Source organism: Sphingobium anseongense, assembly GCF_037725245.1.
In the GTDB taxonomy this organism is placed as follows: domain Bacteria; phylum Pseudomonadota; class Alphaproteobacteria; order Sphingomonadales; family Sphingomonadaceae; genus Sphingobium.
The window spans coordinates 110,858-137,254 of the sequence record NZ_JBBJUL010000007.1 but is presented as its reverse complement, the minus strand read 5'-3'; the positions used below and the strand labels follow the sequence as shown (position 1 = coordinate 137,254).

Below are 26,397 nucleotides of genomic sequence, written 5' to 3'. Positions count from 1 at the left end.
CCTGAACGAAACCAAAGGCAGCAAGTCATGCAGACCATAAGCTTCGATATCGACGCCGACGGCATCGCCACCCTGACCATCGACGTTCCCGGCCAGTCGATGAACGTCATCGGCCCGGATTTCATCGCCGACCTGGACGCCGCGATCTCGCGGATCGGATCTGAGGACGCGATCGTGGGGGCGGTCATCGCGTCGGGCAAGGACAGCGGCTTCATGGCCGGCATGGACCTTAAATATTTCGGGTCGATGCTGGCCGCCGCCGGTGGAGAACGCCCCTCCGCCGCCGCGATCTTCGACAAGGTGTTCGTCCTGAACCAGCTGTTCCGACGCCTCGAAACCTGCGGCAAGCCGGTCGCCTGCGCGATTGAAGGCACCTGCGTGGGCGGAGGGTTCGAACTGGCGCTCGCCTGCCACCACCGGGTGGTCGGCGACAGCGCCGGGACGCAGCTTGGCCTGCCGGAAATCCTGATCGGCCTGTTCCCCGGCGGCGGCGGATCGCAGCGCCTGCCGCGCATCATGGGGGTGCAGTCGTCGCTGATGTATATGCTGCAAGGCAAGCTGTTCCGCCCCGCCGAAGCGGCGATGCTCAAGGTCGTGGACGAGGTCGTGCCGCAAGGCGGCGCACTGGACCGGGCGAAAGCGTGGGTGAAGGCGAACCCGACAGCGGCGACCCAGCCGTGGGACGTAAAGGGCTTCAAATTTCCGGGCGGCGCGGGTGGTTTCAACCCCGCCTTCGTCCAGACGATGGCCGGCGCGCTGCCGATGACGCTGAAACAGGCCCAGCGCAACATGAACGCCCCGGTCGCCTTGCTGTCGGCAGTGTATGAAGGTGCGCTGCTGCCGTTCGACCGGGCGATCCGCGTCGAGAGCAAATATTTCGCCAAGATCGCCGCCGACCCGCAGGCAGGCAACATGATCCGCAGCCTGTTCGTCAACAAGAACGCGGCCGAGCGGGGCGCCCGCCGACCCAAGGACCAACCCAGGGCGCCGACCGCCAAACTCGCGATGCTGGGCGCGGGCATGATGGGTGCCGGCATCGCCACCGTCGCCGCGCAGGCGGGGATCAGGGTCGTGCTGTTCGACCGGGACATTGCCTACGCGCAGAAGGGCAAGGCGCATGTCGAGGCGGTGCTGAACAAGCGGCTGGGCAAAGGCATGACGCCCCAGAAGATGGAAGCCACCCTGGCTCTGGTCACGCCGACCGCTGACTATGCCGATCTGGCAGGAGCCGATTTCGTGATCGAGGCGGTGTTCGAGGACGTCGCGGTCAAAGCGGAGGTGACAAAGCAGGTCGAAGCGATATTGGGCGCGGATACGATCTTCGGGTCCAACACATCGACCCTGCCGATTACCAAACTGGCTGGAGCGTGGAGCAAGCCCGACAATTTCATCGGCATCCATTTCTTCTCGCCGGTCGAGAAAATGCCGCTGGTCGAGATTATCCTGGGGGAGCGAACCGGGCCGGCGGCAATCGCCAAGGCGCTGGACTTCGTCAGCCAGATCCGAAAGACGCCGATCGTGGTCAATGACAGTCGCGGCTTCTACACCTCTCGCTGCTTTGCCACCTATGTGCAGGAAGGCGTCGAGATGGTTGCCGAGGGCATCAATCCCGCACTCATCGAAAATGCGGGGCGCCAGCTGGGCATGCCGGTGGGGCCGCTGGCGGTGGGCGACGAGGTGTCGATCGAATTGGGTCACAAGATCATGGTCGCCGCGCGCAAGGAGCTGGGTGACGCCTATGTGCCGCAGCGGTCGGACGATGTGATGACGCAGATGGTGGAACTGGGAAGGCTTGGTCGCAAGAGCGCGAAGGGATGGTATGATTATCCCGACGGCGGCAAAAAGGCCCTGTGGCCGGGCCTGAACGACCTGTTCCCCCGCGCCGATGACCAGCCGGATGTGGAAGCGGTCAAGGAACGGCTGCTCTATCGCCAACTGATCGAATGTGCGCGCTGCTTTGCCGAAGGCGTGCTGGAAACGCCCGAAGATGGCGATATCGGCGCGATCTTCGGTTGGGGCTTTGCCCCTTATACCGGCGGGCCGTTCAGCCACATGGACACCATCGGCGCGGCACAGGTCGTGGCGGTGCTGGACCGGCTGACCGAACGTCATGGCGACCGGTTCGCGCCTACCGCGCAGTTGCGGGACATGGCGGCGAGCAACGGGACCTTTTATCGCCCCGCCCCGTCCCGCGCCGCAGCATGAGGAGGCTGTCAATCGACGCGGCGCTGAGCTAGGGCAATTGGGTCGCCCAGGCGTGGTTCAGGGTTTATCCCGCCTCCTGATTCACCGTCCATTGCGGCAAAATGAATGCTGAAACGAATTCAGCATGACGACCTGAATTTTCATCTGCCAGGGAGACCCTATGACCGTGACCGACAAGCCGATAGTCCTGGTGACCGGCGGGGCGGGATATATCGGCAGCCACGCGGTGCTGGCGCTGCGCGACGCAGGCTATGGCGTCGTGGTGATCGACAATCTGGTCACCGGCTTCCGATGGGCAGTGCCGGACGACGTGCCGTTCGTCGAAGGCGACATCGCCGATCAGCCGCTGGTGCAGGCGACGCTGCGCCGGCATGACATCAGGGCGATCATGCATTTTGCAGGCTCCGTCGTGGTGCCGGAATCGGTCGAAAATCCGCTCAAATATTATCACAACAACAGCGCCAAGACCCGCGACCTGATCGACAGCGCGGTGACGGTGGGCGTGCCGCACTTCATCTTTTCATCGACCGCCGCCACCTATGGCATCCCGGAGGAAAGCCCGGTGCGGGAGGATACGCCGCAGCGGCCGATCAATCCCTATGGCATGTCCAAGCTGATGACCGAATATATGCTGCGCGATGTCGCGGCGGCGCATCCGATGAACTATTGCGCGCTGCGCTATTTCAACGTCGCGGGCGCCGACCCGCAAGGGCGCAGCGGCCAGTCGACCGCAGGCGCGACCCACCTTATCAAGGTCGCTGTCGAAGCAGCGCTGGGCAAGCGCGAGGGCGTGGCGGTGTTCGGCACCGATTTCGATACGCCCGACGGTACGGGCGTGCGCGACTATATCCATGTGTCGGACCTGGCGGCGGCGCATGTGCTGGCGCTCGAAGCGCTGATCGCCGAACCGGCTCGCAGCCACCTGCTCAATTGCGGCTATGGCAGGGGCTTTTCCGTGCTCGAAGTGCTCGACGCGGTCGACAGGATCACCAACAATCCGGTCAGGCGGACCATGGCCCCGCGCCGGGCCGGCGACCCCGATGCGCTGATTTCCGACAATCGCGCGATCATGGCGGCCTTTCCCTGGACGCCGCGCCACGCCGACCTGGACGTGATCGTAGGCCATGCGCTGGCATGGGAACGCACGCTGAGCGAGCGGGGCGGCGCATGAGCGCGCAGAGCGCCCGCGACTTCCTCGCCGCGCACGCGCCCGACCTTGCGATCATCGATCAGGGCGTGAGCACCGCCACGGTCGCGCAGGCGGCGCAGGCCCTGGGCGTCGAGCCGGCGCGGATCGCCAAGACGCTGTCGCTGCGCGCGGGCGACCGGGTGGTCGTGGTGGTGACGCGCGGTGACGCGCGGCTGCACAATGGCAAGGCAAAGGCCGCGCTGGGGACCAAGCCGCGAATGTTGAGCGCCGACGAGGTGGAGGCGCTGACCGGCCATCCGGTGGGCGGCGTCTGCCCATTCGGTCTGGCGACACCGCTGCCCGTCTATTGCGACCTGTCGCTTAAGGCCTTCGCCACCGTCTATCCCGCCGCCGGATCGCGCACCGCCTCGGTTGAGTTGACGCCCGACCGGCTGGCGGCGCTGACCGGCGCGCAGTGGATCGATATCTGCACCCTGCCGCAGGATGGCGACTGACGTGCCGACCGAACATCGTTTCACCGACCCGGCCGGCGCCGCTGTCGACCTGGCCCACGCCATCGCCGGCCGATTGGCCCGCGCGATGGCCGCGCGCGGCGTCGCGACGATGGCGCTGTCGGGCGGCCGATCCCCCCGCGCCATGCTGGAAGCGTTGCGCGACGAGGCGCTGGACTGGGACAAGCTGATCGTCACGCTGGTCGACGAACGCTGGGTCGCGCCCGACCATGCCGACAGCAATGAACGGCTGGTCCGCGAGACGCTGTTGCAAGGTCGGGCGGCAGCCGCGACCTTCATACCGATGAAGAATGATGCGCCCGATCCCTATCGCGGCCAGCCCGCTTGCGAAGCGGCGATCGCCGCGATCCCCCGCCCGTTCGATGTCATGCTGCTGGGCATGGGCGAGGATGGCCACACCGCCTCTCTGTTCCCCGACGCCGCTGAATTGGCCCAAGGACTGACGACGCGGGCGCTGACCCTGGCGGTGACCCCGCCAGCTGCGCCGCACCCACGCCTGTCGCTCAGCCTCAGCGCGATCCTTGATAGCCAGGCGATCTTTCTCCAGATCGGCGGGGCCGCCAAGGAAGCGGTCTATCGCGCCGCGCTGGCCGGCGGGCCGGTGGAAGCCATGCCGATCCGCGCCGTGCTGTTGCAGCATCGCACCCCCGTCGAGGTGTGGATCAGCGCGTAAGCGTGCGCATCATGCCCGCGGCGCATGCTTCGAAATCAGATAGCGCCACACGCCCACGATGTTGATCGCCAGCAGCGCGACGTTCTGGAAGCCGATCCCTTCGCTGTTTTCCGCAAGAAATCCCCACAGGATGAGCGCGATCGACGAGGTCACGAAGATCACGAAGGCCCAGCCCGTGACCCGCCGGCCGATATTGAGCGACACGATCAGCGCGGCGAGCGTGGCGGCGCCTGCACCATAATATTGCAACCCGTCGAGCAGCGTCTGGTTCATGGGTGCCTCTCAGGTCAGGGATCGGAATTGAGGTGCAGATAATGGCTGGCCGGCGCCATGGTTCCTGCACGATTCGAATCGGCCGGCGAGCGGGGCTGAAATTTGTATGGCGTGCGCGCGTGTGATGGCCATTGCCGCCGCGCGCTCAACCTATACCCTTTGAAAACAGGATATTATTTCGATCGCAAAATTATTTTGCACTGCCGCATTATTCGTCTTGCGGACACCCTGCATAAATGTCAGCTTTATGACGTCGACACACTGATGTGTCACGAGATAGGCGGCCGGTCTCAACGATGAGGCAGGCTGCGGGGCCAGCGAACTGCGCGGCCCGATGGCAATGTCGCCGCCCGAACCGACCCCGTATGGTCGCCGTTCGAGGCGGCTTTTTCGTGTTTGAAATCCGGGGGACTTATGGCCGACGATCGCCGTGATAACGATGCTGCAATGCAGCGCAGACGTTTCCTCAAACTGGGCGGCACTGCCGCGACGCTGGCTGCGGCCAGTGCCCTGCTGCCGTCCGGCGCGCTGGCGGCGGGCGGCGCGCCCGAGGTCAAGGGCGCAAAGCTCGGTTTCATCGCGCTGACCGACGCCGCACCGCTGATCGTCGCCAAGGAGCTGGGGCTGTTCGCCAAATATGGCATGCCCGACGTGCAGGTGACGAAGCAGGCAAGCTGGGCGGCGACGCGCGACAATCTGGTCCTGGGTTCAGGCGGCGGCGGCATCGACGGCGCGCATATCCTGACGCCCATGCCCTATTTCCTGACGCTGGGCGTTAACGGCAAGGCGACGCCGATGAGCATCCTGGCTCGCCTGAACGTCAACGGCCAGGGCATTTCGGTGGAGAAGGAATATCTGTCCGCCAAGGCCGACATCAACGCTGCGAAGATGAAGGGCATCATCGCCAAGCGCAAGGCGGCCGGCAACAAGATCACCATGGCCATGACCTTTCCGGGCGGCACCCATGACCTGTGGCTGCGCTATTGGCTCGCCGCCGCCGGCATCGACCCTGACAAGGATCTGGAGCTCATCACCATCCCGCCGCCGCAGATGGTCGCCAACATGAAGGCGAATACGATGGAGGCCTTTTGCGTGGGCGAACCGTGGCACGACCAGCTGATATCGCAGGGTCTGGGCTATACTGCGGTGTCGACCGGCCAGATGTGGATGAACCACCCGGAAAAGAGCTTCGCGATGCGCAGCGACTGGGTGGCGAAATATCCCAATGCCGCCATCGCCATCACCGCCGCGATCATTGACGCGCAGCGGTGGGCCGACAATCCGGCCAACACTGCCAAGCTGGCGGCGATGATCGGCGGCCGCGACTGGCTGAAGGTCGCGCCGGCCGACATTCAGGATCGGCTGGCGGGCACGTTCAACATGGGTGATGGCCGCATCATCAAGAACGCGCCGTTCAAGATGAAATTCTGGGCCGCCAACGCCTCCTTCCCGTTCAAGAGCCATGACCTGTGGTTCCTGGTCGAGAACAAGCGCTGGGGCAAGCTGCCCGCCGGGCTGAACACCAACGGCGCGATCGCCAAGGTCAACCGGTCGGACATCTGGCGCAAGGCGGCCGCGCTGGCCAAGGTGCCCGCCAACCAGATCCCCAAGGGCGACAGCCGCGGCGTCGAAAAATTCTTCGATGGCAAGGTTTTCAACCCCGGCAATCCCGCCGCCTACCTCGCCAGCCTTGCGATCAAGCGCTGAGCCTTCCCTAGGGAGCATGAGATGACCGCCACTTCCGTCCTTGCAACCGCGATCGAGGAAAGCGCATCGCCGCCCACTTCGGTCCCCCTGCCTGAAAGCGTTCCCGCCATGAACCCTTCTGCGGACAGCATTCCCGCATCGGCGCGGGGGGTTCCCGAGACGGACGGGAATTCCCCCGCGCCGCCCGCGCCCGCTCTTTCGCCCTTGTTCGAGCGGGCGCGGGACATCGCCGCGTCGATATTGCCTACATTCCTCATGCTGGTGCTGTTGCTGGCGGTATGGGAAATCAGTTGCAGTACGCAGGAGTCAGACCTGCCAAGCCCTTCCCGTGTGTGGTCCGAGAGTTACGAGGTGATCGTCCACCCGCTGAAGGGGGTCTCCTTTGACTCGTCGGGCCTGAAAATCGAGGATGGCGGCGACGTCGGCATCGCCGGGCATATATTGACCAGCCTGGAGCGGGTCGCCATCGGCTATGGCATGTCGGCGGTCGCCGGCGTGGCGCTGGGCATATTGATCGGCCAGAGCCTGTTCGCCTTCCGCGCGCTCGATCCATTGTTCCAGGTGCTGCGCACCGTGCCGCCGCTCGCCTGGCTGCCGATCAGCCTTGCCATCTTTCAGCAGGCGGGGCCTTCGGCAATCTTCCTGATCTTCATCACCGCGATCTGGCCGATCATCCTCAATACCGCGGCAGGCGTGCAGAATATTCCGCCGACCTACCGCAATGTCGGTCGCGTGCTGGCGCTCAGCCCCCTGCGTTACCTTATGCGCATCATGCTGCCCGCCACCGTGCCCTACATGTTCACGGGTTTGCGCATCGGCGTCGGCATGAGCTGGCTCGCCATCGTCGCGGCGGAAATGGTGCAGGGCGGCACCGGCATCGGCTTCTTCATCTGGGACAGCTATAACAGCTCGCTCCTTACCGACACCATCGTCGCGCTGATCTGGATCGGGATGGTCGGCTTCAGCCTCGACCGCATCGTCGGCTGGATCGGCCGCCGCGTCGCCCGCCAGGGTTGAAAGGAACCCCCATGAAACAGCAAGCCTATCTTTCGCTCGAAGACATCGGCGTCACTTTTCAGACCCGCAAAGGTCCCTTCACCGCGCTTCAGAATGTCGACCTCGCCATCGACAAGGGCCAGTTCGTCGCGCTGATCGGTCATTCGGGATGCGGCAAGTCGACGCTGCTCAACATCATCGCCGGGCTGGTCAAGCCGACCCGCGGCGTGGTGTTGCTCGACGGCGACGTGATCGACCGGCCCGGCCCGGACCGCGCGGTGATCTTTCAGGACCACAGCCTGCTGCCCTGGCTGACGGTGGAGGAGAATGTCCGCCTCGCCGTCGACCAGACGAAGAAGGGCGCGAGCAAGGCCGAGCGTCGCGAATGGGTGCTGCACAATCTGGAACTGGTCCACATGGCCCATGCCGCGACCAAGCGGCCGGGCGAATTGTCGGGCGGCATGAAGCAGCGGGTCGGCATCGCCCGCGCCGTCGCGATGCAGCCGCGCGTGCTGTTGATGGACGAACCGTTCGGCGCGCTCGATGCGCTGACCCGTGCCAGCCTGCAGGATGCGGTGATGGAGATCCAGGCCAAGCTCAACAATACCGTGGTGATGATCACCCATGACGTCGACGAAGCCGTACTGCTCGCCGACCGGGTGGTGATGATGACCAACGGCCCCGCCGCAACCATTGGCGAGGACCTGGCAATCGACCTGGCGCGTCCGCGCAACCGGATCGAGGCGGCCGAGACGCCCGCCTACATCCATGCGCGGCAGGCGGTGCTGCACTTCCTGCACCAGCGTTATTCCAACCCGTTCGACAAGGCCGCCTGAGCGCTTGCGATCATGATGACTCCGGTCGCGCGGCCGCCGATCCCCCAGGGCATTGCGTCCCTCGGCGGCTGCGCCCCGGTTCTGAACACAACGACATATCAACAAGGGGGTAGAGACTATGAACCACAAGCTGAAAATCATCCTGGGCGCATCAATGCTGGCGCTGGGTGCGGCGCAGCCGGCAATGGCGGGTCCGCTGAAGCTCAAGCCGATCATGGATGCGCGGTTGCGCTATGAGGGCGTCGATCAGGCGGGGCTGGCGAAAGACGCCGACGCGCTGACCATGCGGATGCGCAGCGGGGTCGAAGCGACTGGCGGCGATTTTTCCTTCCTGGTCGAAGCAGAAGGCACGCTGGCGCTGTCGGAAAAATATAATAGCGGCGTCAACGGCAAGGCCGCCTATCCCATCGTCGCCGACCCCGAAAATGTCGAACTGAGCCGCATCCAGCTGCAATATAAGGGCCTGCCCAAGACCGTGATCACACTCGGTCGCCAGCGCATCAACCTGGACGACCAGCGCTTCGTCGGATCAGTCGCCTGGCGCCAGAATGAGCAGACCTTCGACGCGGCGCGGATCGAATGGAGCGGGATCAAGAATGTGAAGGCGGATGTCACCTATGCCTGGAGCCAGCGCACGATATGGGGCGTCGAAGGCACAGGCGCGCGGCAGCAGGCGATAAGCGGCGACAATATCTTCGCCAACCTGTCCTACAAGCTCAAGGTCGGCACCATCACCGGCTTTGCCTATATCGTCGATCAGGACGAAGCGGCCGTCACATATCTGGCACAGCCCTTCAGCATGTCCAGCCAGACCTTTGGCGGCCGCGCGGCGTTCAGCCTGCCGCTGTCCAAGGCGGTCAAGCTCAACCTGCTCGCCAGTTATGCCCGCCAGTCCGATTATCACCGCAGCCGGATCGATTATTCCGCCGATTACTGGCTGGGCGAAATCGGTTTCTCGGCGAAGGGGTTTACCGTGACCGGGGGGTATGAAGTATTGGGCGCCGACGCATCCGCCACCAATAAGGTCAGCGGTGCGGCGGTTGTCGCCAGCCTCCAGACGCCGCTGGCAACATTGCACAAGTTCAACGGCTGGGCCGACAAGTTCCTGGTGACGCCCCCCAACGGCCTGCGCGACGCCTATGGCAGCATCGGCTACACCCTGCCAAAGGTTGGCAAGATGGGACCGCTCGGCCTGCTGCTGAGCTATCACCGCTATGACAGCGACCGGCTGAGCATCGATTATGGCAGCGAGTGGAACGCGCAGGCCACCCTCAAGATCAACAAGCGGCTGTCGGCGCTGGTCAAATATGCCGATTATGAGGCCGACATTTTCGCGACCGACACGAAAAAGCTCTGGGCGCAGCTCGACTACGCGCTTTGACGGCTATGGAGGGGAGGTGACGGCGGGCGCAGCAAGCGTCCGCCGCACCGACGCAAGGAGCGGCCGGTGCATGGGGGCCAGCCGAGCGCGACTGGCCCCTTGACCCAGGGGTGCTGTTCCCATCAACGGTGAAGATCATTCTCGCCAAATGGGGACCCCCGCCATGTTGTCCACTGCCCTTGCCGCCAGGATGCGGCGCCAGGACCGGCATTATGGCTGGGTAGTGGCCGCCGTCACCTTCCTGACCATGCTGGTGGTGGCTGGCGCGGTCGGCGCGCCGGGCGTCTTCATTCGGCCCTTGCAGGCCGAATATGGCTGGAGCGCCGCCGATATTTCCGGGGCGCTCGCGGTGCGGTTCATATTGTTCGGCGGCATGGGCCCGTTCGCCGCCGCTTTCATGAACCGGTTCGGCGTTCGGCGAATGATGCTGGTTTCGCTCGGCATCGTCATCGCCGGCCTGCTGGCGTCGCTGGGCATGACCCAATTGTGGCAATTGTTCCTGCTGTGGGGCGTCGTCGTCGGCATCGGCACTGGCCTGACCGCCATGGTGCTGGGCGCGACGGTGGCGACACGCTGGTTCAGCGAGCGGCGCGGGCTGGTGATCGGGCTGTTGTCGGCCAGCACCGCGACCGGGCAACTCGCCTTCATGCCCCTGCTCGCGGCGATGAGCGAAAGCGTCGGCTGGCGCGCTGCGATGCTGATCGTTTGCGGCGCGATCATGGTGGTGGCGCTTGTCGTGCTGCTGCTGATGCGCGACCGGCCTGCGGACGTGGGCCTGTCGCCCTATGGCGCCGACGCGATCGAGCCCGCGCCGGCACAGGCTGCGACGCTTGGCGCGCTGCTGATGACGCCGCTCGTCGTGCTGCGCGACGCGGCGAAGGTGCCGACCTTCTGGGTCCTGTTTTTCAGCTTCTTCATATGCGGGGCGACCACCAATGGCCTGGTCCAGACCCATTTTATCGCACTGTGCGGCGATTATGGGCTGGCGGCGGTCGGCGCGGCGTCGATGCTGGCGATGATGGGGCTGTTCGACTTCGCCGGCACGCTGGGTTCGGGCTGGCTGTCGGACCGGGTGGACAATCGCTGGCTGCTGTTCTGGTATTATGGGCTGCGCGGCCTGTCGCTGCTCTACCTGCCGTTCAGCGATTTTTCGCTCTACAGCCTGTCGCTCTTCGCGATGTTCTATGGCCTCGACTGGGTAGCGACGGTGCCGCCGACGGTGAAGCTGACGGCGCAGCGATTTGGGGCGGCCCAGGCCAATATCGTGTTCGGCTGGATTTTTGCCGGGCATCAGTTGGGCGCGGCCAGCGCGGCGCTGGGCGGCGGCCTTTCGCGCACATTGTGGCAAAGCTATATGCCCGCCTTCGTCGCGGCGGGGGTTTTGTGCCTGACCGACGCCGCGACGGTGCTGACAATCGGCCGCGGCGGGGGACGCCGGCAACTGGCGGCCGCTTGATCCCGATGCGAAAGGCGCGGTAGGGCTGCGCCATGTCCAAAGCCGCCCCCGCTGCGCCGCCCGCCCCTGCCCGACGCTCCCGCTGGCTGCGCGTGCCGTTCAAGATATTGGTGTGGTTCGTGATATTGTCGCTGCTGTTCGTCGGCCTCTATCGCTTCGTGCCGCCGCCGGTGACGCTGACGATGATCCTGGACGGTAACGGCATCACCAAGGACTGGATGAGCCTTGACGACATCGATCCCGACATGGCGCGCGCGGCGATCGCGGCGGAGGACAGCAAATTTTGCAGCCATCACGGGTTCGACGCGGTCGCGATCGCGCAGGCGATGCGGCGCAATGCCAGCGGCGGGCGCATTCGCGGAGGTTCGACCATCAGCCAGCAGGTCGCCAAGAATGTGTTCCTGTTCCAGGGCGGCGGGTTCGTGCGCAAGGGGTTCGAGGCGTGGTTCACGGTGCTGATCGAAGCGTTCTGGGGCAAGCGGCGGATCATGGAGGTTTACCTGAACGTCGCCGAAACCGGGATCGGCACCTATGGCGTCAATGCCGGGGCGATGCGCTATTTCGGCCATGATGCGTCGCGGCTGACGCGGGCGGATGCGGCGCGGATCGCCGCGATCCTGCCGCTGCCCAAGAAGCGCGCGGCCAAGGCGCCCACGGGATTTACCCGTCGCTACGGCCATTCGATCGCGGCGCGGATCGGCGTGGTGCAGCGCGACGGGCTGGATGCGTGCATCCGTTGAGCCGGCTTAACTTCGCACTTTTCACGCCCGATATGTAATAAAATTGCGCAGCCCCGTCCTGCCGGGCGAACGGTCGACCGGATGAAAGCGGGTTAGCATTCAAAGACCGTGTAGGACAGCGCCACAGGACGGGCAACGTCCCGCGAGGATCAGGCCGCGTCTTCGGCGCGCTTTTCCTTTTCGCTGAACACGCGAACCGGCTCCTTCTTGCCGGCGACCACGTCCTTGTCGACCACGACTTCGCCCACGCCCTGCATCGAGGGCAGGTCGAACATCGTGTCGAGCAGGATCGCTTCCATGATCGAGCGCAGGCCGCGCGCGCCGGTCTTGCGTTCGATCGCCTTGCGCGCGATCGCGACCAGCGCGTCGTCGGTGAAGCTCAGCTCCACATTCTCCATTTCGAACAGCTTGCCATATTGCTTGACCAGCGCGTTCTTCGGTTCCCCCAGGATCTTGACCAGCGCCGCGACGTCCAGGTCCTCCAGCGTCGCGATGACGGGCAGACGGCCGACGAATTCGGGGATCAGGCCGAACTTGAGCAGGTCCTCAGGCTCGCTCGACCGCAGCAGTTCGCCGGTCTTGCGCTCTTCGGGCGCGGCGACATAGGCGCCAAAGCCGATCGACTTGGCTTCCAGCCGGTCGCCGATGATCTTTTCCAGGCCAGCAAACGCGCCGCCGCAGATGAACAGGATGTTGGTCGTATCGACCTGGAGGAATTCCTGTTGCGGATGCTTGCGTCCACCCTGCGGCGGGACGGAGGCGGTCGTGCCTTCCATCAGCTTGAGCAGCGCCTGCTGCACGCCCTCGCCCGACACGTCGCGGGTGATGGAGGGGTTTTCGGCCTTGCGGCTGATCTTGTCGATCTCGTCGATATAGACGATGCCGCGCTGCGCCTTTTCGACATTATAGTCGGATGCCTGGAGCAGCTTGAGGATGATATTTTCCACATCCTCGCCGACATAGCCCGCTTCAGTGAGCGTCGTCGCGTCGGCCATGGTGAAGGGCACGTCGAACGTCTTGGCCAGCGTCTGCGCCAGCAGCGTCTTGCCGCAACCGGTAGGACCCACGAGCAGGATGTTGGACTTGGCCAGTTCGACCTCGCCCGGCTTGCTGCCATGGTTGAGGCGCTTGTAATGATTGTGGACGGCGACGGAGAGAACGCGCTTCGCCCGGCTCTGGCCGATCACATAATCGTCCAGCACATCGCAGATTTCCTGCGGGGTCGGCACGCCGCCATCCTTCTTGCCGACGAGACCGCCCTTGGTCTCCTCGCGGATGATGTCGTTGCACAGTTCCACGCACTCATCGCAGATGAATACCGTCGGCCCCGCAATCAGCTTGCGCACCTCATGCTGCGATTTGCCGCAAAAGGAGCAGTAGAGCGTGCTTTTGGAATCGGAGCCCGTAAGCTTAGTCATTCGCCATTCTTCCTTCCCGGCCCTGACAACTTGCTGTCGGGACGGGGATTTGCTGGTCCAAATTTCATCCTAGACCGCGGCGCGCCGGTTTCACAAGGGGCGAATATGGCGCGCCGGGCTATCATCGTCCCGTCAGTCGGCCGCTTCGGGCAGGGCGGGACGCTTGTCGAACACCTCATCGACCAGGCCGAACGCCTTGGCTTCGTCGGCTTCGAGGAAGGTGTCGCGGTCCATCGCCCGCTCAATCTCCTCCAGCGTCCGACCGGTATAGTTGACATAGAGATCGTTGAGACGACGGCGGATTCGCAGGATTTCCTTGGCCTGGATCTCGATATCGCTGGCCATGCCCTGCGCCCCGCCCGACGGTTGATGCACCATGATGCGCGCATTGCTGAGCGCGATCCGCTTGCCAGGCTCGCCCGCGGCCAGCAGGAAGCTGCCCATCGACGCGGCCTGACCGATGCAGACGGTGCCGACCTGGGGACGGATATATTTCATCGTGTCGTGGATCGCCATGCCGGCCGTCACCACCCCGCCGGGCGAGTTGATGTACATCCAGATGTCCTTTTTCGGATTTTCCGATTCGAGGAACAGCAACTGGGCGACGATCAGCGACGCCATATGGTCTTCGACCTGGCCGGTGATGAAGATGATCCGCTCGCGCAGCAGCCGCGAGAAAATATCGAAGCTGCGTTCGCCCCGGTTCGATTGTTCGATGACGATCGGAACCAGCGCGGCCATGGGATCATGCATGATGTTGCTCATTATACTCTTTCAGTCAGGTGCTTTTGCCCAGTGCCTACATCGGCACAAAAAGCTGGCGGTTCAAGAGGGCGTTTGAGGAGCGCACCGCCAAATCAGTCGCGCGCGCCAAAGTCCGATGGCGCGCGGAAGGCCAGATAGGCGAGCCGTCGCACTTCGCGCCGCCCGCGCACGACCGTGTCGAGGATGAGCCCGCACATGCCGCTGAGCGTCGCAAGGATCATGAGGCCGGTCACGAGGATCGCGGTCGGGAAGCGCGGCACGAGGCCGGTTTCGACATAGGTGACGATCAGCGGCGCGGCCAGGCCCAGCGCCATCGCGGCCAGCAGCGCGGCGATGATGCCGAAGAACAGGATCGGCCGCTCGATGCGATACAGGGTGATGATGGTGCGCAGGATGCGCCAGCCATCGCGCCAGGTGGAAAGCTTGCTTTCCGATCCTTCGGGCCGGGCGGCATAGGCGGTGACGACTTCAGCGACCGGCATCGCCAGTTCGAGCGCATGGACGCTGATTTCGGTTTCGATCTCGAAACCCGCCGACAGCACCGGGAAGCTTTTGACGAAGCGGCGGGAAAAGACGCGGTAGCCCGAAAGAATGTCGGTGAAGCTGCGCCCGAACAACTGTTTGAGCAGGCCGGTCAGCAGCGCATTGCCCAGGCGATGGCCGGGGCGATAGGCGGCCTCCACCTCATCCTTGCGGCATCCCACCACCATGTCGAGATTGTCGGCCAGCATCGCGCCGACCATGGCCGGGGCGGCGGCGGCCTCATAGGTGGCGTCGCCATCGGCCATGATATAGATGTCGGCATCGACGTCGGCGAACATGCGACGCACCACATGGCCCTTGCCCTGCTGGCTGACGCGGCGGACGATGGCGCCGGCATCGGCGGCCAGTTCGCGGCTGCCGTCGCTGCTGTTATTGTCGAAGACGTAGATGGCGGCCTGGGGCAGCGCGCGGCGGAAATCCGCCACCGTCTGCACGATCGCGCCCGCTTCATTATAGCAGGGCAAGATGACGGCGATGCGGGGACCAGCGACGCCCTCCCCGCCCTGCACGGTCTGCACTGCCGGAAATTCCCTCATCCGCCCCAAATCCCGCTGCCCTTCACGCATCCTGCGACATGGACCACCATGATTAACATTTCGTCTGCCACGACCTGGCGGAAATGGAAAGCGCCCGCCCTCCGATGGGAGAACGGGCGCATTACCGCTTACCTAAAAGGCCAGTCGATGCCGTGCCTTATTCAGCCTTGGCGGCAGCCTTCTTGGCGGGCGCCTTCTTCTTGGGCTTTTCTTCGGCGGCGGCATCTCCGGTGGCGGCTTCAGCGGGCGCGGCCTTCTTCACTGCGACCTTCTTCGCGGGCTTTTCGGCCGGAGCATCCTCGGCGGGCGCTTCGGGCGCGGCCTCTTCTGCCGCAGCAGCCTTCTTCGCCTTCTTGGGGGCAGGCTCATGATGGTCGTGACCGCAATCGGGTCCGTGGACGTGCGGCTTGATGTCGCCCTCTTCCTCGGCTTCGATCGCCGCTTCCAGCTCGGTGCGGCTGACGGTGCGCTCGGTCACCTCGGCCTTTTCGAACAGGAAGTCGACGACCTTGTCCTCATAAAGCGGCGCGCGCAGCTGGGCCGCGGCCATCGGGTCCTGGCGGACATATTGGACGAAGCGTTCGCGATCCTGCGGACCATATTGCTGCGCGGCCTGCATGATCAGGCGGTTCATTTCCTGTTCGTTGACGACAACGCCATTGGCCTGGCCGATTTCCGACAGCAGGAGGCCCAGACGCACGCGGCGCACGGCGATGGCGCGATAATCTTCCTTTTCCGCTTCCATTTCGGCCAGCGCGGCGGCGGGATCTTCCTCATGGCCCGCTTCATGCTGAAGCTGCGCCCAGATCTGCTCGAATTCGGCTTCCACCATGCTGGGCGGCACGTCGAAATCATGGGCGGCGGCCAGCTGGTCGAGCAGCTTGCGCTTCATATAGGTGCGCGTGAGGCCGTTATGCTCCTGCTCGATCTGGCCCTTGAGCAGTTCCTTGAGCTGATCGAGGCTCTCAAGGCCCAGAGACTTGGCGAAATCCTCGTCCAGCCGGGGCTTGCTGCTGTCCAGGATCGACTTGACGGTGATGTCGAAGGTCGCGGGCTTGCCGGCCAGGTTCTCCGCGCCGTAATCGTCGGGGAAATTGACGTTGAGCTGCTTTTCGTCGCCCTTCCTGACGCCGACCAACTGGTCTTCGAAGCCCGGAATGAGCTGGCCCGAACCGATCTTGACCTTCATGTCTTCACCGGTGCCGCCATCGAAGGCGACGCCGTCGACCTTGCCGACGAAATCGATGACGACGGTGTCGCCGTCAGCGGCGGCGTGATCGTCGGGAAGGGCGTCGAACGCGCCCTGCTGGCTGGCGATGCGGGCCGCAGCCTCCTCGACCTGCGCGTCGCCGACTTCCGCGATCAGGCGCTCAAGCTTGATGCCATCGACACTGGGCGCTGCGATTTCGGGCAGCACTTCGAGCGCGACCTTGACCTGCGCATCCTTGCCGAACTCGAAGCCTTCATCCAGCTCGACCGAAGGCTGCATCGCGGGGCGCAGCTTCTGGTCGGCGATCAGCTTCTGCACGCCATCCTGGATCGAGCTGTTGAGCGCGTCGCGTTGCAGCGATTCGCCGTGCATCTTCTTGACCAGGTTGGCCGGCACCTTGCCGGGACGGAAGCCGGGCATCTTCACCTGAGGTGCGATCGCCAGCACTTCCTTTTCGACGCGAGCGTCGATATCATTCGACGTGATGGTCAGGGTATAGGCGCGCTTCAGGCCCTCGTTCAACGTCTCGACAGTCTGCATTTCTTCTCTCTAACGCTTTCAAAGCTGAAATTCGGTGGCGGCCTTTGTGGCGATGCGGGACGAAGGCAAAAATGGTGCGGGCGAAGGGACTCGAACCCCCACATCTTGCGATACCAGAACCTAAATCTGGCGCGTCTACCAGTTTCGCCACGCCCGCATCGGTCGCCGGTCGGCGCGGCATAGAGAAAAGCGTGCCCGAGGGCAAGGGCCAGAGGGCAAAGGATAGTGGCGCGCCGCCTGGAACCCGCCGCGCCCGCCGCGCGTAGGGCAGGACAAGAGGAGAATGGACGATGGCGACCCAGCCCGATCCCGCGCCCGACGGCGTACCCGCGCCCGACATCATCGAACCGCAATCGCCGCCCGAAGCGCCGCCGCCGATCAGCCCGGATGAAGCGCCTGCGGGCGAGCCGCCGGAAATAGCCCCGCCCTCGCCCGACTATGACCAGCCCGACAACAGCCCGTCCGAGGTGCCGCCGCCCGTCTGACCCCGGCCGCTTCGCACTGTTGCGATATATCCACAGCTTTTCACGATAATGCCGCGCGTCCCGAAACGCAGCGTTCATTTTGTCCTGCGCGGCGCTGGACAGGTCCCTGCAATCATGATTGAAATGTGACAGACACAAGAAACGGGCGGAGAGGTGCGACTGACTAGATAAGGGGGTCGACGTGCAAAGGGTTCGCGCCAAGCTGGAATGGTTCAAGACCGTCATCCTGCCCCATGAGGCCGCGCTACGCGGTCGCCTCCGCCGGATATTGCCGTCCGGGCATGAGTTGGAGGATATGGTCGCCGAGGTGCTGACCAGGGCCTACGCCACTGAAAACTGGGAAAATGTCACCACCGGCCGGGCCTATCTGTTCACCATCGCCCGCAATCTGGTGATCGACGCCGCCCGCCGCAACAAGGTGGTGAGCTTCGAAACCATCGCCGACCTTGAACTGTTGCAGGCCGAAAATAATGTCGAGGCCCAGTTGCAGGCGCGAGAGGCGTTGCGCCAGGTCCAGACCATCGTCGATTCGCTGCCGGTCCAGTGCCGCCGCGTCTTCATCCTGCGCCGCGTCCATGAAAAATCGATGCTGGAAATAGCGGACGACATGTCGCTATCCGTCTCTACAGTTGAAAAACATCTGGCCAAAGCCATCGCGATAGTTATGCGGGCCTGGGCAGAGCGTGAGGAAACGGACTTCGAACGTGCAGGCGTCGGGACCACAGTCAAGCTGCGCGGACGGGAACGCGATCGAAGCGGAGGCCGCGCGCCGGCTCGCTAGGCTTCATGCCGACCATAGCCCGGCCGACGAAGCGGAGATCTGTGCGTGGATCGATGCCGATCCGCGCCACGCCGTCGCCTTCGCCCGCGCCGAAGTCGCATGGGAAGCGACCGAGCGGCTGAAATCGAGCGCCGCCGACATCAGCCTGCCCCCCATCGAAGCGATCATCAGCGAGGAAGACCAGCGCCGCCTGTCGCGCAATATCATGGTCGCCGCCGCCGTCGCCGTGCTGCTGTTCATCGTCGCCGCCATCGTCACCGTGCGGACCTTCAGCGGCATCGACCGCTATGAAACCCAGGTGGGCGAAATTCGCGACATCGCCCTGTCGGACGGATCGACCCTGCACCTCAACAGCGACAGCCAGGCCGAGGTGCGCTTTACCGACAATGGCCGCAAGGTGCGCATCCTGCGCGGCGAGGCTTCGTTCGACGTGGCGCATGACCTGGCGCGCGCGTTCGATGTGGAGGCGCGATCGGCGGTGATCCGCGCCACCGGCACCGCCTTCAACGTGCGGATGCGCGACGCGCTGATCGAATTGACCGTGACCCAGGGCAGCGTATCGGTGCGGTCGGGCGCCGACATGGTGGACAAGGTCAGTGCGGGCAGCGGCGCGGTGATCCGCCCGCGCGAAATCGCGCTGACCCGATTGGGGCCGCGCATCGTCAGCCAGCGGACCGCGTGGCGCGAACAGATGGTCGAACTGGACGGCGAGACGATCGAGCAGGCGACGGCGGAATTCAACCGCTACAGCGCGACCCCGATCCTGATCGGCGACACCCGCGTGTCGAGCCTGCGCATCGGCGGCCGCTTTCGCACGACCGACAGCAAGGAATTTCTGACCGCCCTGCAAATGAGCCTGCCGGTGCGCGCCGTGCACGGGCAGGACGGATCGGTGATGCTGCTGTATCGCGACGAGGGCGAGGACAGCGGAATTTAAGCGGATTGCGCACCATAGGCGCCCCCAGCGAAAATATTGGCCTGTTCCGCGCGAACAGCTAAGCTGCCTGTTCATAAAAGGCAGGAGAGAGTCGGGATGATGGTCATGTTCGTAGGCGCCGATCGTTCGGAAACGTCAGTCAACGCTGCCCAGGTCACGTTCGTGTCTTCCGTCACCGATGGCACCCGCATCCGCTTTGGCGAGGGGCGCAGCGTCACCGTGACCGAACCGATCGCCGAAGTGACCGACCGGCTCAACCGCGCGCTGCTGCCCCACGAATAGGCGGCGCGCTACGCCAGCAATTCGTGGACCAGCGCCGGCACCAGCAGGCTTGCGGGCCCCATCCGGCTTTCATCGAACCAGATGCTGCCGGCGGACGGGTCGAGATTGAGTTCGATCGTGCGGGCGCCGTAATGGCGGGCGGTCTGGACGAAACCGGCGGCGGGATAGACCGCGCCCGACGTGCCGACCGATACGAACAGGTCGGCGCGGGCGAGAGCGTCTTCGATCCTGTCCATGTCATAGGGCATTTCCCCGAAGAACACGATGTCAGGCCGCAGCGCGGGCTGGCCGCAGCCGGGGCAGATGCTGCCGGGCGGCAGGCCGGCTTCCCACGCGACCGCCGCGCCGCAGGCGGCGCACAGCGCCGACCGAAGCTCGCCATGCATGTGGATCAGTCGCGTGGCGCCGGCCCGTTCGTGCAGATCATCGACATTCTGGGTGACGATCAGCAACTCGCCCGGCCAGGCGCGGTCGAGCGCGGCCAGCGCCTCATGCGCGGCATTGGGGCGCACCTGCGCCAATCGGGCGCGGCGCTCGTCATAGAAGCGGTGGACGAGCGCGGGATCGCGGCGCAGCGCCTGCGGCGTGCAGACATCCTCCACCCGATGCCCCTCCCACAGCCCATCCGGCCCGCGAAAGGTGGCAAGCCCGCTTTCGGCGGAAATGCCCGCGCCGGTGAGGATGACGATGGTGCGGATATCGGGGTTCATGCGGGGCGTTCTAGCCGAGATGGCGCGGGGCGGGAATGGGTCCAAGGGACAGGATGCTGCGCCTGGCGCATTTGCCGCCGCCCGATCGACAGGAGCGTTATCATGGCCGTTCAGGAGAGAGGATTCCCGCAATGACGATAAGCCAGGCGCAGATGGCGGCGCTGCATGACAAGCAATGCCTGTATGAAAACATGATGCAATATTGCCGGGGGGCGGACAGGCTGGACATCGACCTCATCAAATCGACATATTGGCCGGACTCGTTCGACGATCATGGCAGCTATGTCGGCGACGGTCACGGGTGGGCGGACGCCATCTTCGATTATCGGGGCCGGCTGCATTCGTGCAATCATCATGTGACGAACGTGCTGAGCGAAATCGAGGGCAACAGGGCGAAGCGTGAAAGCATGTTCCTGGGCGTTGCGGTATTCACGGAGCCGGACGTCACATTCTTTCACGGCGGCCGTTACCGCGACCTGTGCGAAAAGCGCGACGGCGAATGGAAGGTCTTGCGGCGCACCTGTATCTGGGATTGGTCGGACGTCCGAAAGACGGCCCCCAACTGGGATATTTCGGGTGTGCCCTATATGTCGAACTGGGGGCTGCGATCGGCTGAGGACCCGATATACAAGGACTGGTTCGACAGCCCGCCAACCGCACGTCCGGCATTTCACCACGCTGCCCACGAATAGGGCGGCGGCAAAGGGCGAAATATTTCCTACCCGCCGGGCAACCCATTCTCGATTGAAGTTTGTGTGGGTCTTGGCCATCTGCACTGCATGGCGAATCCCCTTTCCGCGACGGTCCATCTGGTGGGCGCCGGCCCCGGCGATCCCGACCTTCTGACACTGCGCGCGGCGCGGCTGATCGGCGGGGCGGATGTCATCGTCCATGACGGGCTGGTGTCGGACGACATATTGGCGCTTGCCCAGCCCCGCGCCGAGCTGATTTCGGTCGCCAAGCAGCGCAGCCGCCATTCGATGCCGCAGGACGCGATCAACGCGCTGCTGGTGCAACTGGCGCTGGAGGGCCGCGATGTCGTTCGGCTGAAGGGCGGCGACCCCTTCATCTTCGGGCGCGGCGGCGAGGAAATGGATGCCTGCCGCGCGGCGGGCGTGCCGGTCGAGATCGTGCCGGGCATCAGCGCGGCGATCGGCTGCGCGGCGGCGGCGCAACTGCCGCTGACGCATCGCGCGGATTCGAGCGCGGTCAGCTTCGTCGCCGGCCAGTGCAAGGGATTGAAGGATCAGGACTGGTCGGGCCTTGCCGGCAAGGGCCGCACGCTCGTTATCTACATGGGCGTTGCGACGGCGACCGATATCGCCGACAAGCTGATCGCCGATGGCGTGTCGCCATCCGTTCCGGTCGCGGTGCTGGAAAAGGGCACACGGCGCGACGCACGGACGCTGCGCACGCAGTTGCGCGATCTGGGCGCCATGATCGACCGGGAAGCGGTGCAAAGCCCGGCGCTGATCGTGGTGGGAGACGTCGTCCGCCACGCGCGGGCACAGGATATGCTGACCGGGTGGGCGGCGACATCGCAAGTTCTTGGGGAGTTTTTGGGTTGAAGATTCTGACGGGCAATGACCTTAAGACGGGGGACGTGATCTGGTGGGCCGGCGATGGCTGGTCGCGCCTGGTCGCCGAAGCGAGCGATGTCGGCGACAAGGGCGACGAGCTGGCCCGCGCGCAGGAGGCTGCGTTGCATGTCGTCGGCGCCTATGTGATCGACGCCACCCTGACCGACGAAGGCCCCCGTCCGGCCCATATCAAGGACCGTATCCGCGCGCTCGGCCCGACCGTCCGGCCCGACCTGGTGGCGCAACCAACCGAAGCCGACATCGGCAAGTGGGTGATCTGACCATGTATCGTTATGACAGTTATGACCAGGCCATCGTCGACGCCCGCGTCGAGGATTTTCGCGACCAGGTGCAGCGCCGCCTGACCGGAGCGCTGACCGAGGACCAGTTCAAGCCGTTGCGCCTGATGAACGGCCTCTATCTGCAACTGCACGCCTATATGCTGCGCGTCGCCATCCCCTATGGCACGCTGTCGGCGGCGCAGATGCGCGTGCTGGGCGGCATCGCGCGCAGATATGACAAGGGCTATGGCCATTTCACCACGCGCCAGAACCTGCAATATAACTGGATCAAGCTGGAGGATGCGCCCGACATCCTGGCCGAACTGGCCAAGGTCGAAATGCATGCGATCCAGACCAGCGGCAATTGCATCCGCAATATCTCGTCCGATCAATATGCCGGGGTCGCCGCCGACGAAGTGGCCGATCCGCGCCCCTGGGCGGAGCTGTTGCGTCAATGGTCGAGCTTTCACCCCGAATTCACCTACCTGCCGCGCAAGTTCAAGATTTGCGTGATCGCGGCGGATGATGACCGCGCGGCGATGCGGCTGCACGATATCGGGCTGAAGCTGGTCAAGCGCGACGGCGCGATCGGCGCGGAAGTCTATGCCGGGGGCGGCATGGGGCGCACGCCGATGGTCGCGCCGCTGATCCGCGACTTCGTCGCCGAGGACGAGATCGTCGCCTATCTCGAAGCGTGCCTGCGGGTCTATAACCGCTATGGCCGGCGCGACAACAAGTACAAGGCGCGGATCAAGATTTTGGTCCACGAGCTGGGCGCGGACGAATATCGGCGGCAGGTCGAGGAAGAATATGCGCATATGCGTACATTGGGCCTCAACCCGCCGCGCGAGGAACTGGCGCGCATCCGCGCCTTCTTCGCCGATCCCGCTTATGAGGACGGGCTGAGCGACACCGTCGACCGCAGCGATCCCGCGTTCGCGCTGTGGATCGACCAGAATGTCGCCGCGCACAAGCAGCCGGGCTATGCGATCGTCAATGTCAGCCTGAAGCCCGCCGGCGGCATACCCGGCGATGCGACGGCGGAGCAGATGGAACTGATCGCGGACCTCGCCGAACGGCACAGCTTTGGCGAACTGCGCGTCACCCATGCGCAGAATCTGGTGCTGCCGCATGTGAAGAAGGCCGATCTCTACACCATCTGGCAGGCGCTGGATGCGGTGGGGCTGGCGGAGGCCAATCTCGATCTCATCACCGATATCATCGCTTGCCCCGGCCTCGATTATTGCAGCCTGGCCAATGCGCGCGCGATCCCGCTGGCGCAGAAGATCGCCGAGCGCTTCGCCGACACGCGGCGGCAGCGCGACCTTGGCGAACTGAAGCTCAAGATTTCGGGCTGCATCAACGCCTGCGGCCATCATCATGCCGGGCATATCGGCATTTTGGGAGTCGACCGGCGGGGCGTGGAAAATTACCAGCTGCTGCTGGGCGGATCGGGTGCGGAAGATGCCTCGCTCGGCCAGATCACCGGCCCCGGCTTTTCCGAGGACGGCGTGGTCGACGCGATCGAAAAGGTCACCGACATCTATGTGGCCGAGCGTGAAGCGGGCGAGCGGTTCCTCGACACCTATCGCCGCATCGGAATGAAGCCGTTCAAGGAGGCCCTGTATGGTTGAGTTCCTGTCCTTCCGCGATGGCGATGCCGGCCAGGAACCGGCCGTGACGGTCGAAGCCTTCACCGGCCAGTCCAACGCCACCGCCGTTCGCATCGAGCCGAGCGACGACGCGCGGGAACTGCTGCCCTATCTCGACCGGATTTCGATGATCGAAGTGAATTTCCCCGGCTTTGGCGACGGGCGCGGCTATTCGGCCGCGCGTATCCTGCGCGAAGCGGGCTATGTCGGCGAATTGCGCGCGGTGGGTGACGTTCTGGTGGACCAGATCGTGGCGATGCGCCGATGCGGCTTCGACAGCTTTCACCCTGACAAGGCGCTGGACGACGACGCCGTCGCACGGGCGCTGGACCGCTATCAAGACGTCTATCAAAAGACGACCGACGGCCGCAGCCCGATCTGGGCCAAGCGCCACCCGGAGCCGGCGGATGGCTGAAGCCGCCCGCAAGATCGACATCATCGACGCCCGGCCCGCCTATAGCCAGGCCGATGCCGACGCGCTCAACGCCCGGTTCGAAGGGATCGGCCCGCTCGACATGCTCAAGGCGGTGTTCGCCGAAAAGCTGGCGGGGCGCGTGGCGGTGGTTTCGTCATTCGGCACGGAAAGCGCGGTGCTGCTGGACCTGGTGGCGAAGGCCGACCCGAACGTGCCGGTGATCTTCGTCGATACGCGGAAAATGTTCGCCGAAACCCTGCATTATCGCGACATGCTGATCGCGCGGCTGGGCTTTACCGACAGCCGTACGGTGGTGCCCGATGCCCAGGTGCTGGCGGCCAGGGACGAAACCGGCCTTCGTTGGTCCTACGATCCCGACGGTTGCTGCGAGATTCGCAAGGTCGAGCCGCTGGCGCGCGCCAAACATGGCCTGGATGGCTGGATTTCGGGACGCAAGGCGTTCCAGTCGATTACCCGGCAGAATATTCCGCGCTTCGAGGTCGAGGACGGACGGTTGAAGATCAATCCGCTGGGCGACTGGACCAAGGCCGATCTGGAAGCCTGGTTCGAAGCGCACGACCTGCCCCGGCATCCGCTGGAAGCGCAGGGCTATCTGTCGATCGGCTGCGAACCGTGCACGTCCAAAGTGCAGCCGGGCGAAGACCCGCGCGCGGGCCGCTGGCGCGGCTGGGACAAGGTGGAATGCGGCATCCACAGCCCGGTGTCGCCCATGCCCGTCATCGATCCGGAAGACCCGGCCAACCAACCGGTCTTTTGATCACAGGCGCGGTCGGCGACATCGCCGGCCGCCCCTATTCGTAGCTGGTGTCGGCGTAGCTGTCTTCGGCCAGATCGGAAAAGCGGGTGATGCGCGCGTCGAACTTCATGCGGATGCGTCCGGTGGAGCCGTGCCGCTGCTTGGCGACGATCAGTTCGGCCAGGCCGTAGATCCGCTCCATTTCCTGCGCCCATTCCATATGGTCGGCGCTTTCCTTGTCGCCCGGTTCCTTGGCGGCGACGTAATAATCCTCGCGAAACACGAACCAGACCATGTCGGCGTCCTGTTCGATCGAACCCGATTCGCGCAGGTCCGACAACTGCGGCCGCTTGTCTTCGCGCTGTTCGACCGCACGGCTGAGCTGCGAGAGGGCCAGCACCGGGACGTGCAGCTCCTTCGCCAGCGTCTTGAGCCCGCGCGAGATTTCGGAAATTTCCTGCACGCGGTTTTCGCCGCCCTTGCCCGTACCCTGGAGCAGCTGGAGATAATCGACGACGATGAAGCCGATGTCGTGGCGGCGCTTCAAGCGACGGGCGCGGGTGCGCAACGCGGCGATGGTCAGGCCGGGGGTATCGTCGATGAACAGCGGCAGGTCCTGCAATTCGCGCGCCGCGCGCGACAGGTTCTGGAAGTCGGCCCGGCTGATCTTGCCCATGCGCAGCGCTTCGCCGCTGATCCCCGACTGTTCCGCAAGCACGCGGGTGGCGAGCTGGTCCGCCGACATTTCGAGGCTGAAAAAGGCGGTCTTGGCCCCCATATTCTTGTCGCGCGGAATGCCGTCGGCTTCATCGCGCACCCAGCGGGAGGCGGCGTTATAGGCGATGTTGGTGGCGAGCGAGGTCTTGCCCATGCCGGGGCGGCCGGCCAGGATCATGAGATCGGAATTGTGAAGGCCGCCGATCTTGGCGTTGAGGCTGTTGATGCCGGTGGTGATGCCCGACAGGTGGCCGCCGCTGTTGAGCGCGCGTTCGGCGACCTGCACCGCCATCGTCGAGGCGGTGAGAAAGCTTTTGACCGATCCGGTCTCCCCTTCCCCCTCCGACACCTTGTAGAGCGCGACTTCGGCCGCTTCGATCTGTTCGCGGGGATTGACGTCCTCGCTGGTGTCGAGCGCATTTTCCACCAGTTCGCGGCCCACCCCGACCAGTTCGCGCAGCAGCGCGAGATCGTATATCTGCTGCGCGAAGTCGCGCGCGCCGATCAGCGCCGCGCCATTGCCGGTAAGTTGGGCCAGATAGCCCGCGCCGCCCAGTTCCTTGAGCGCCGGGTCCTGTTCCAGCATCGGCTTCAAGGTCACCGGATTGGCGATCATGTCGCGTTCCAGCAGCTTCATCACCGCGTCATAGATGCGGCCGTGCAGCGGTTCGAAAAAATGTTCGGCGCGCAGCTTGAGCTGAACATCCTCGGCAATGCGATTGTCGATCATCAGCGCGCCCAGCAGCGCAGCTTCCGCCTCCACATTGCGCGGCAATTGGGGACCCGCGCCGGCGGCGTCGGGCGTCATCTTCACGAGTTCGACCATGCGCCGGTCATCGCGCGCCCGCATCCAAATCGC

27 protein-coding genes and 1 tRNA gene are annotated in these 26,397 nt (G+C 64.5%); 20 read left to right on the top strand and 8 right to left on the bottom strand.

Annotated elements, in window-relative coordinates:
• The first annotated feature begins 27 nt into the window (after window positions 1-27).
• The 4 genes from WG908_RS11480 to pgl all read left to right on the top strand — a co-directional run bounded on the left by WG908_RS11480 (window position 28) and on the right by pgl (window position 4,540).
• Window positions 28-2,205 (top strand): 3-hydroxyacyl-CoA dehydrogenase NAD-binding domain-containing protein, encoded by a 2,178-nt coding sequence (locus WG908_RS11480; RefSeq protein WP_340186715.1) that lies wholly within the window; start codon window positions 28-30, stop codon window positions 2,203-2,205.
• A 166-nt stretch (window positions 2,206-2,371) separates the two neighbouring features.
• A complete protein-coding gene (gene galE / locus WG908_RS11475; protein ID WP_340186777.1) occupies window positions 2,372-3,376 on the top strand; it encodes a UDP-glucose 4-epimerase GalE in 1,005 nt (334 codons plus the stop codon).
• Entirely contained in the window at window positions 3,373-3,849 is a 477-nt protein-coding gene (locus tag WG908_RS11470) for a YbaK/EbsC family protein (RefSeq protein ID WP_340186714.1), read from the top strand. Before galE ends, WG908_RS11470 begins: the two co-directional genes overlap by 4 nt.
• Window position 3,850: 1 nt before the next feature.
• Window positions 3,851-4,540 (top strand): 6-phosphogluconolactonase, encoded by a 690-nt coding sequence (gene pgl / locus WG908_RS11465; RefSeq protein WP_340186713.1) that lies wholly within the window; start codon window positions 3,851-3,853, stop codon window positions 4,538-4,540.
• A gap of 9 nt (window positions 4,541-4,549) precedes the next feature.
• Here pgl and WG908_RS11460 read toward each other — a convergent pair whose 3' ends face one another.
• Entirely contained in the window at window positions 4,550-4,813 is a 264-nt protein-coding gene (locus WG908_RS11460; RefSeq protein ID WP_340186712.1) for a hypothetical protein, read from the bottom strand.
• Between the two features lie 447 nt (window positions 4,814-5,260).
• Here WG908_RS11460 and WG908_RS11455 point away from each other — a divergent pair, with 447 nt between their 5' ends.
• The 6 genes from WG908_RS11455 (at window position 5,261) to mtgA (ending at window position 11,929) form a co-directional block, all read left to right on the top strand.
• Window positions 5,261-6,520, top strand: a complete 1,260-nt coding sequence (locus WG908_RS11455) for a CmpA/NrtA family ABC transporter substrate-binding protein (RefSeq protein WP_340186711.1) — start codon at window positions 5,261-5,263, stop codon at window positions 6,518-6,520.
• A gap of 21 nt (window positions 6,521-6,541) precedes the next feature.
• Complete coding sequence (gene ntrB, locus WG908_RS11450; protein ID WP_340186710.1) at window positions 6,542-7,537, top strand: nitrate ABC transporter permease; 996 nt, start codon at window positions 6,542-6,544, stop codon at window positions 7,535-7,537.
• Window positions 7,538-7,548: 11 nt separating this feature from the next.
• Window positions 7,549-8,352, top strand: coding sequence for an ABC transporter ATP-binding protein (locus tag WG908_RS11445; RefSeq protein ID WP_340186709.1), 804 nt, complete (start codon window positions 7,549-7,551; stop codon window positions 8,350-8,352).
• Between the two features lie 118 nt (window positions 8,353-8,470).
• Entirely contained in the window at window positions 8,471-9,733 is a 1,263-nt protein-coding gene (locus WG908_RS11440; protein WP_340186708.1) for an alginate export family protein, read from the top strand.
• A 163-nt stretch (window positions 9,734-9,896) separates the two neighbouring features.
• Window positions 9,897-11,189, top strand: a complete 1,293-nt coding sequence (locus tag WG908_RS11435) for an MFS transporter (protein ID WP_340186707.1) — start codon at window positions 9,897-9,899, stop codon at window positions 11,187-11,189.
• Between the two features lie 32 nt (window positions 11,190-11,221).
• Complete coding sequence (gene mtgA, locus WG908_RS11430) at window positions 11,222-11,929, top strand: monofunctional biosynthetic peptidoglycan transglycosylase (RefSeq protein ID WP_340186706.1); 708 nt, start codon at window positions 11,222-11,224, stop codon at window positions 11,927-11,929.
• A 149-nt stretch (window positions 11,930-12,078) separates the two neighbouring features.
• Here the strand turns inward: mtgA and clpX are convergent, their stop codons facing one another.
• From clpX to WG908_RS11405, 5 genes are all read right to left on the bottom strand, one after another.
• Window positions 12,079-13,347, bottom strand: a complete 1,269-nt coding sequence (gene clpX / locus WG908_RS11425) for an ATP-dependent Clp protease ATP-binding subunit ClpX (RefSeq protein WP_340186705.1) — start codon at window positions 13,345-13,347, stop codon at window positions 12,079-12,081.
• Window positions 13,348-13,479: 132 nt separating this feature from the next.
• Entirely contained in the window at window positions 13,480-14,112 is a 633-nt protein-coding gene (clpP, locus tag WG908_RS11420; RefSeq protein ID WP_340186704.1) for an ATP-dependent Clp endopeptidase proteolytic subunit ClpP, read from the bottom strand.
• 92 nt (window positions 14,113-14,204) lie between these two features.
• Window positions 14,205-15,191, bottom strand: a complete 987-nt coding sequence (locus WG908_RS11415) for a glycosyltransferase family 2 protein (protein ID WP_340186703.1) — start codon at window positions 15,189-15,191, stop codon at window positions 14,205-14,207.
• Between the two features lie 157 nt (window positions 15,192-15,348).
• Window positions 15,349-16,941: a trigger factor gene (tig, locus tag WG908_RS11410; RefSeq protein WP_340186702.1), complete on the bottom strand. Its 1,593-nt coding sequence runs from the start codon at window positions 16,939-16,941 to the stop codon at window positions 15,349-15,351.
• Window positions 16,942-17,013: 72 nt separating this feature from the next.
• Window positions 17,014-17,098, bottom strand: a tRNA-Leu gene (locus WG908_RS11405).
• 133 nt (window positions 17,099-17,231) lie between these two features.
• On the opposite strand from WG908_RS11405, the gene WG908_RS11400 reads away from it, so the two are divergent.
• The 4 genes from WG908_RS11400 (at window position 17,232) to WG908_RS11385 (ending at window position 19,426) form a co-directional block, all read left to right on the top strand.
• Window positions 17,232-17,426, top strand: coding sequence for a hypothetical protein (locus WG908_RS11400; RefSeq protein ID WP_340186701.1), 195 nt, complete (start codon window positions 17,232-17,234; stop codon window positions 17,424-17,426).
• Between the two features lie 181 nt (window positions 17,427-17,607).
• A complete protein-coding gene (locus WG908_RS11395; protein WP_340186700.1) occupies window positions 17,608-18,207 on the top strand; it encodes a sigma-70 family RNA polymerase sigma factor in 600 nt (199 codons plus the stop codon).
• Window positions 18,131-19,144 (top strand): FecR family protein, encoded by a 1,014-nt coding sequence (locus WG908_RS11390; RefSeq protein WP_340186699.1) that lies wholly within the window; start codon window positions 18,131-18,133, stop codon window positions 19,142-19,144. The genes WG908_RS11395 and WG908_RS11390 overlap by 77 nt, the downstream gene beginning before the upstream one ends.
• Window positions 19,145-19,240: 96 nt before the next feature.
• Window positions 19,241-19,426 (top strand): hypothetical protein, encoded by a 186-nt coding sequence (locus WG908_RS11385; RefSeq protein ID WP_340186698.1) that lies wholly within the window; start codon window positions 19,241-19,243, stop codon window positions 19,424-19,426.
• An 8-nt stretch (window positions 19,427-19,434) separates the two neighbouring features.
• Here WG908_RS11385 and WG908_RS11380 read toward each other — a convergent pair whose 3' ends face one another.
• The gene (locus tag WG908_RS11380; RefSeq protein ID WP_340186697.1) at window positions 19,435-20,136 is read right to left on the bottom strand and encodes an NAD-dependent deacylase; all 702 of its coding nucleotides are present in this window, start codon (window positions 20,134-20,136) and stop codon (window positions 19,435-19,437) included.
• A gap of 131 nt (window positions 20,137-20,267) precedes the next feature.
• On the opposite strand from WG908_RS11380, the gene WG908_RS11375 reads away from it, so the two are divergent.
• From WG908_RS11375 to WG908_RS11350, 6 genes are all read left to right on the top strand, one after another.
• Window positions 20,268-20,828, top strand: a complete 561-nt coding sequence (locus WG908_RS11375) for a nuclear transport factor 2 family protein (protein WP_340186696.1) — start codon at window positions 20,268-20,270, stop codon at window positions 20,826-20,828.
• Between the two features lie 87 nt (window positions 20,829-20,915).
• Window positions 20,916-21,704 (top strand): uroporphyrinogen-III C-methyltransferase, encoded by a 789-nt coding sequence (cobA, locus tag WG908_RS11370; RefSeq protein ID WP_340186695.1) that lies wholly within the window; start codon window positions 20,916-20,918, stop codon window positions 21,702-21,704.
• Entirely contained in the window at window positions 21,701-21,997 is a 297-nt protein-coding gene (locus WG908_RS11365; protein WP_340186694.1) for a DUF2849 domain-containing protein, read from the top strand. The genes cobA and WG908_RS11365 overlap by 4 nt, the downstream gene beginning before the upstream one ends.
• A gap of 2 nt (window positions 21,998-21,999) precedes the next feature.
• Window positions 22,000-23,631, top strand: a complete 1,632-nt coding sequence (locus WG908_RS11360; RefSeq protein ID WP_340186776.1) for a nitrite/sulfite reductase — start codon at window positions 22,000-22,002, stop codon at window positions 23,629-23,631.
• Complete coding sequence (locus WG908_RS11355; protein ID WP_340186693.1) at window positions 23,624-24,064, top strand: DUF934 domain-containing protein; 441 nt, start codon at window positions 23,624-23,626, stop codon at window positions 24,062-24,064. Before WG908_RS11360 ends, WG908_RS11355 begins: the two co-directional genes overlap by 8 nt.
• Window positions 24,057-24,842, top strand: coding sequence for a phosphoadenylyl-sulfate reductase (locus tag WG908_RS11350; protein ID WP_340186692.1), 786 nt, complete (start codon window positions 24,057-24,059; stop codon window positions 24,840-24,842). The genes WG908_RS11355 and WG908_RS11350 overlap by 8 nt, the downstream gene beginning before the upstream one ends.
• A gap of 34 nt (window positions 24,843-24,876) precedes the next feature.
• On the opposite strand, the gene WG908_RS11345 is transcribed toward WG908_RS11350, so the two are convergent.
• Window positions 24,877-26,364, bottom strand: a complete 1,488-nt coding sequence (locus tag WG908_RS11345) for a replicative DNA helicase (protein ID WP_340186691.1) — start codon at window positions 26,362-26,364, stop codon at window positions 24,877-24,879.
• Window positions 26,365-26,397 lie beyond the last annotated feature (33 nt).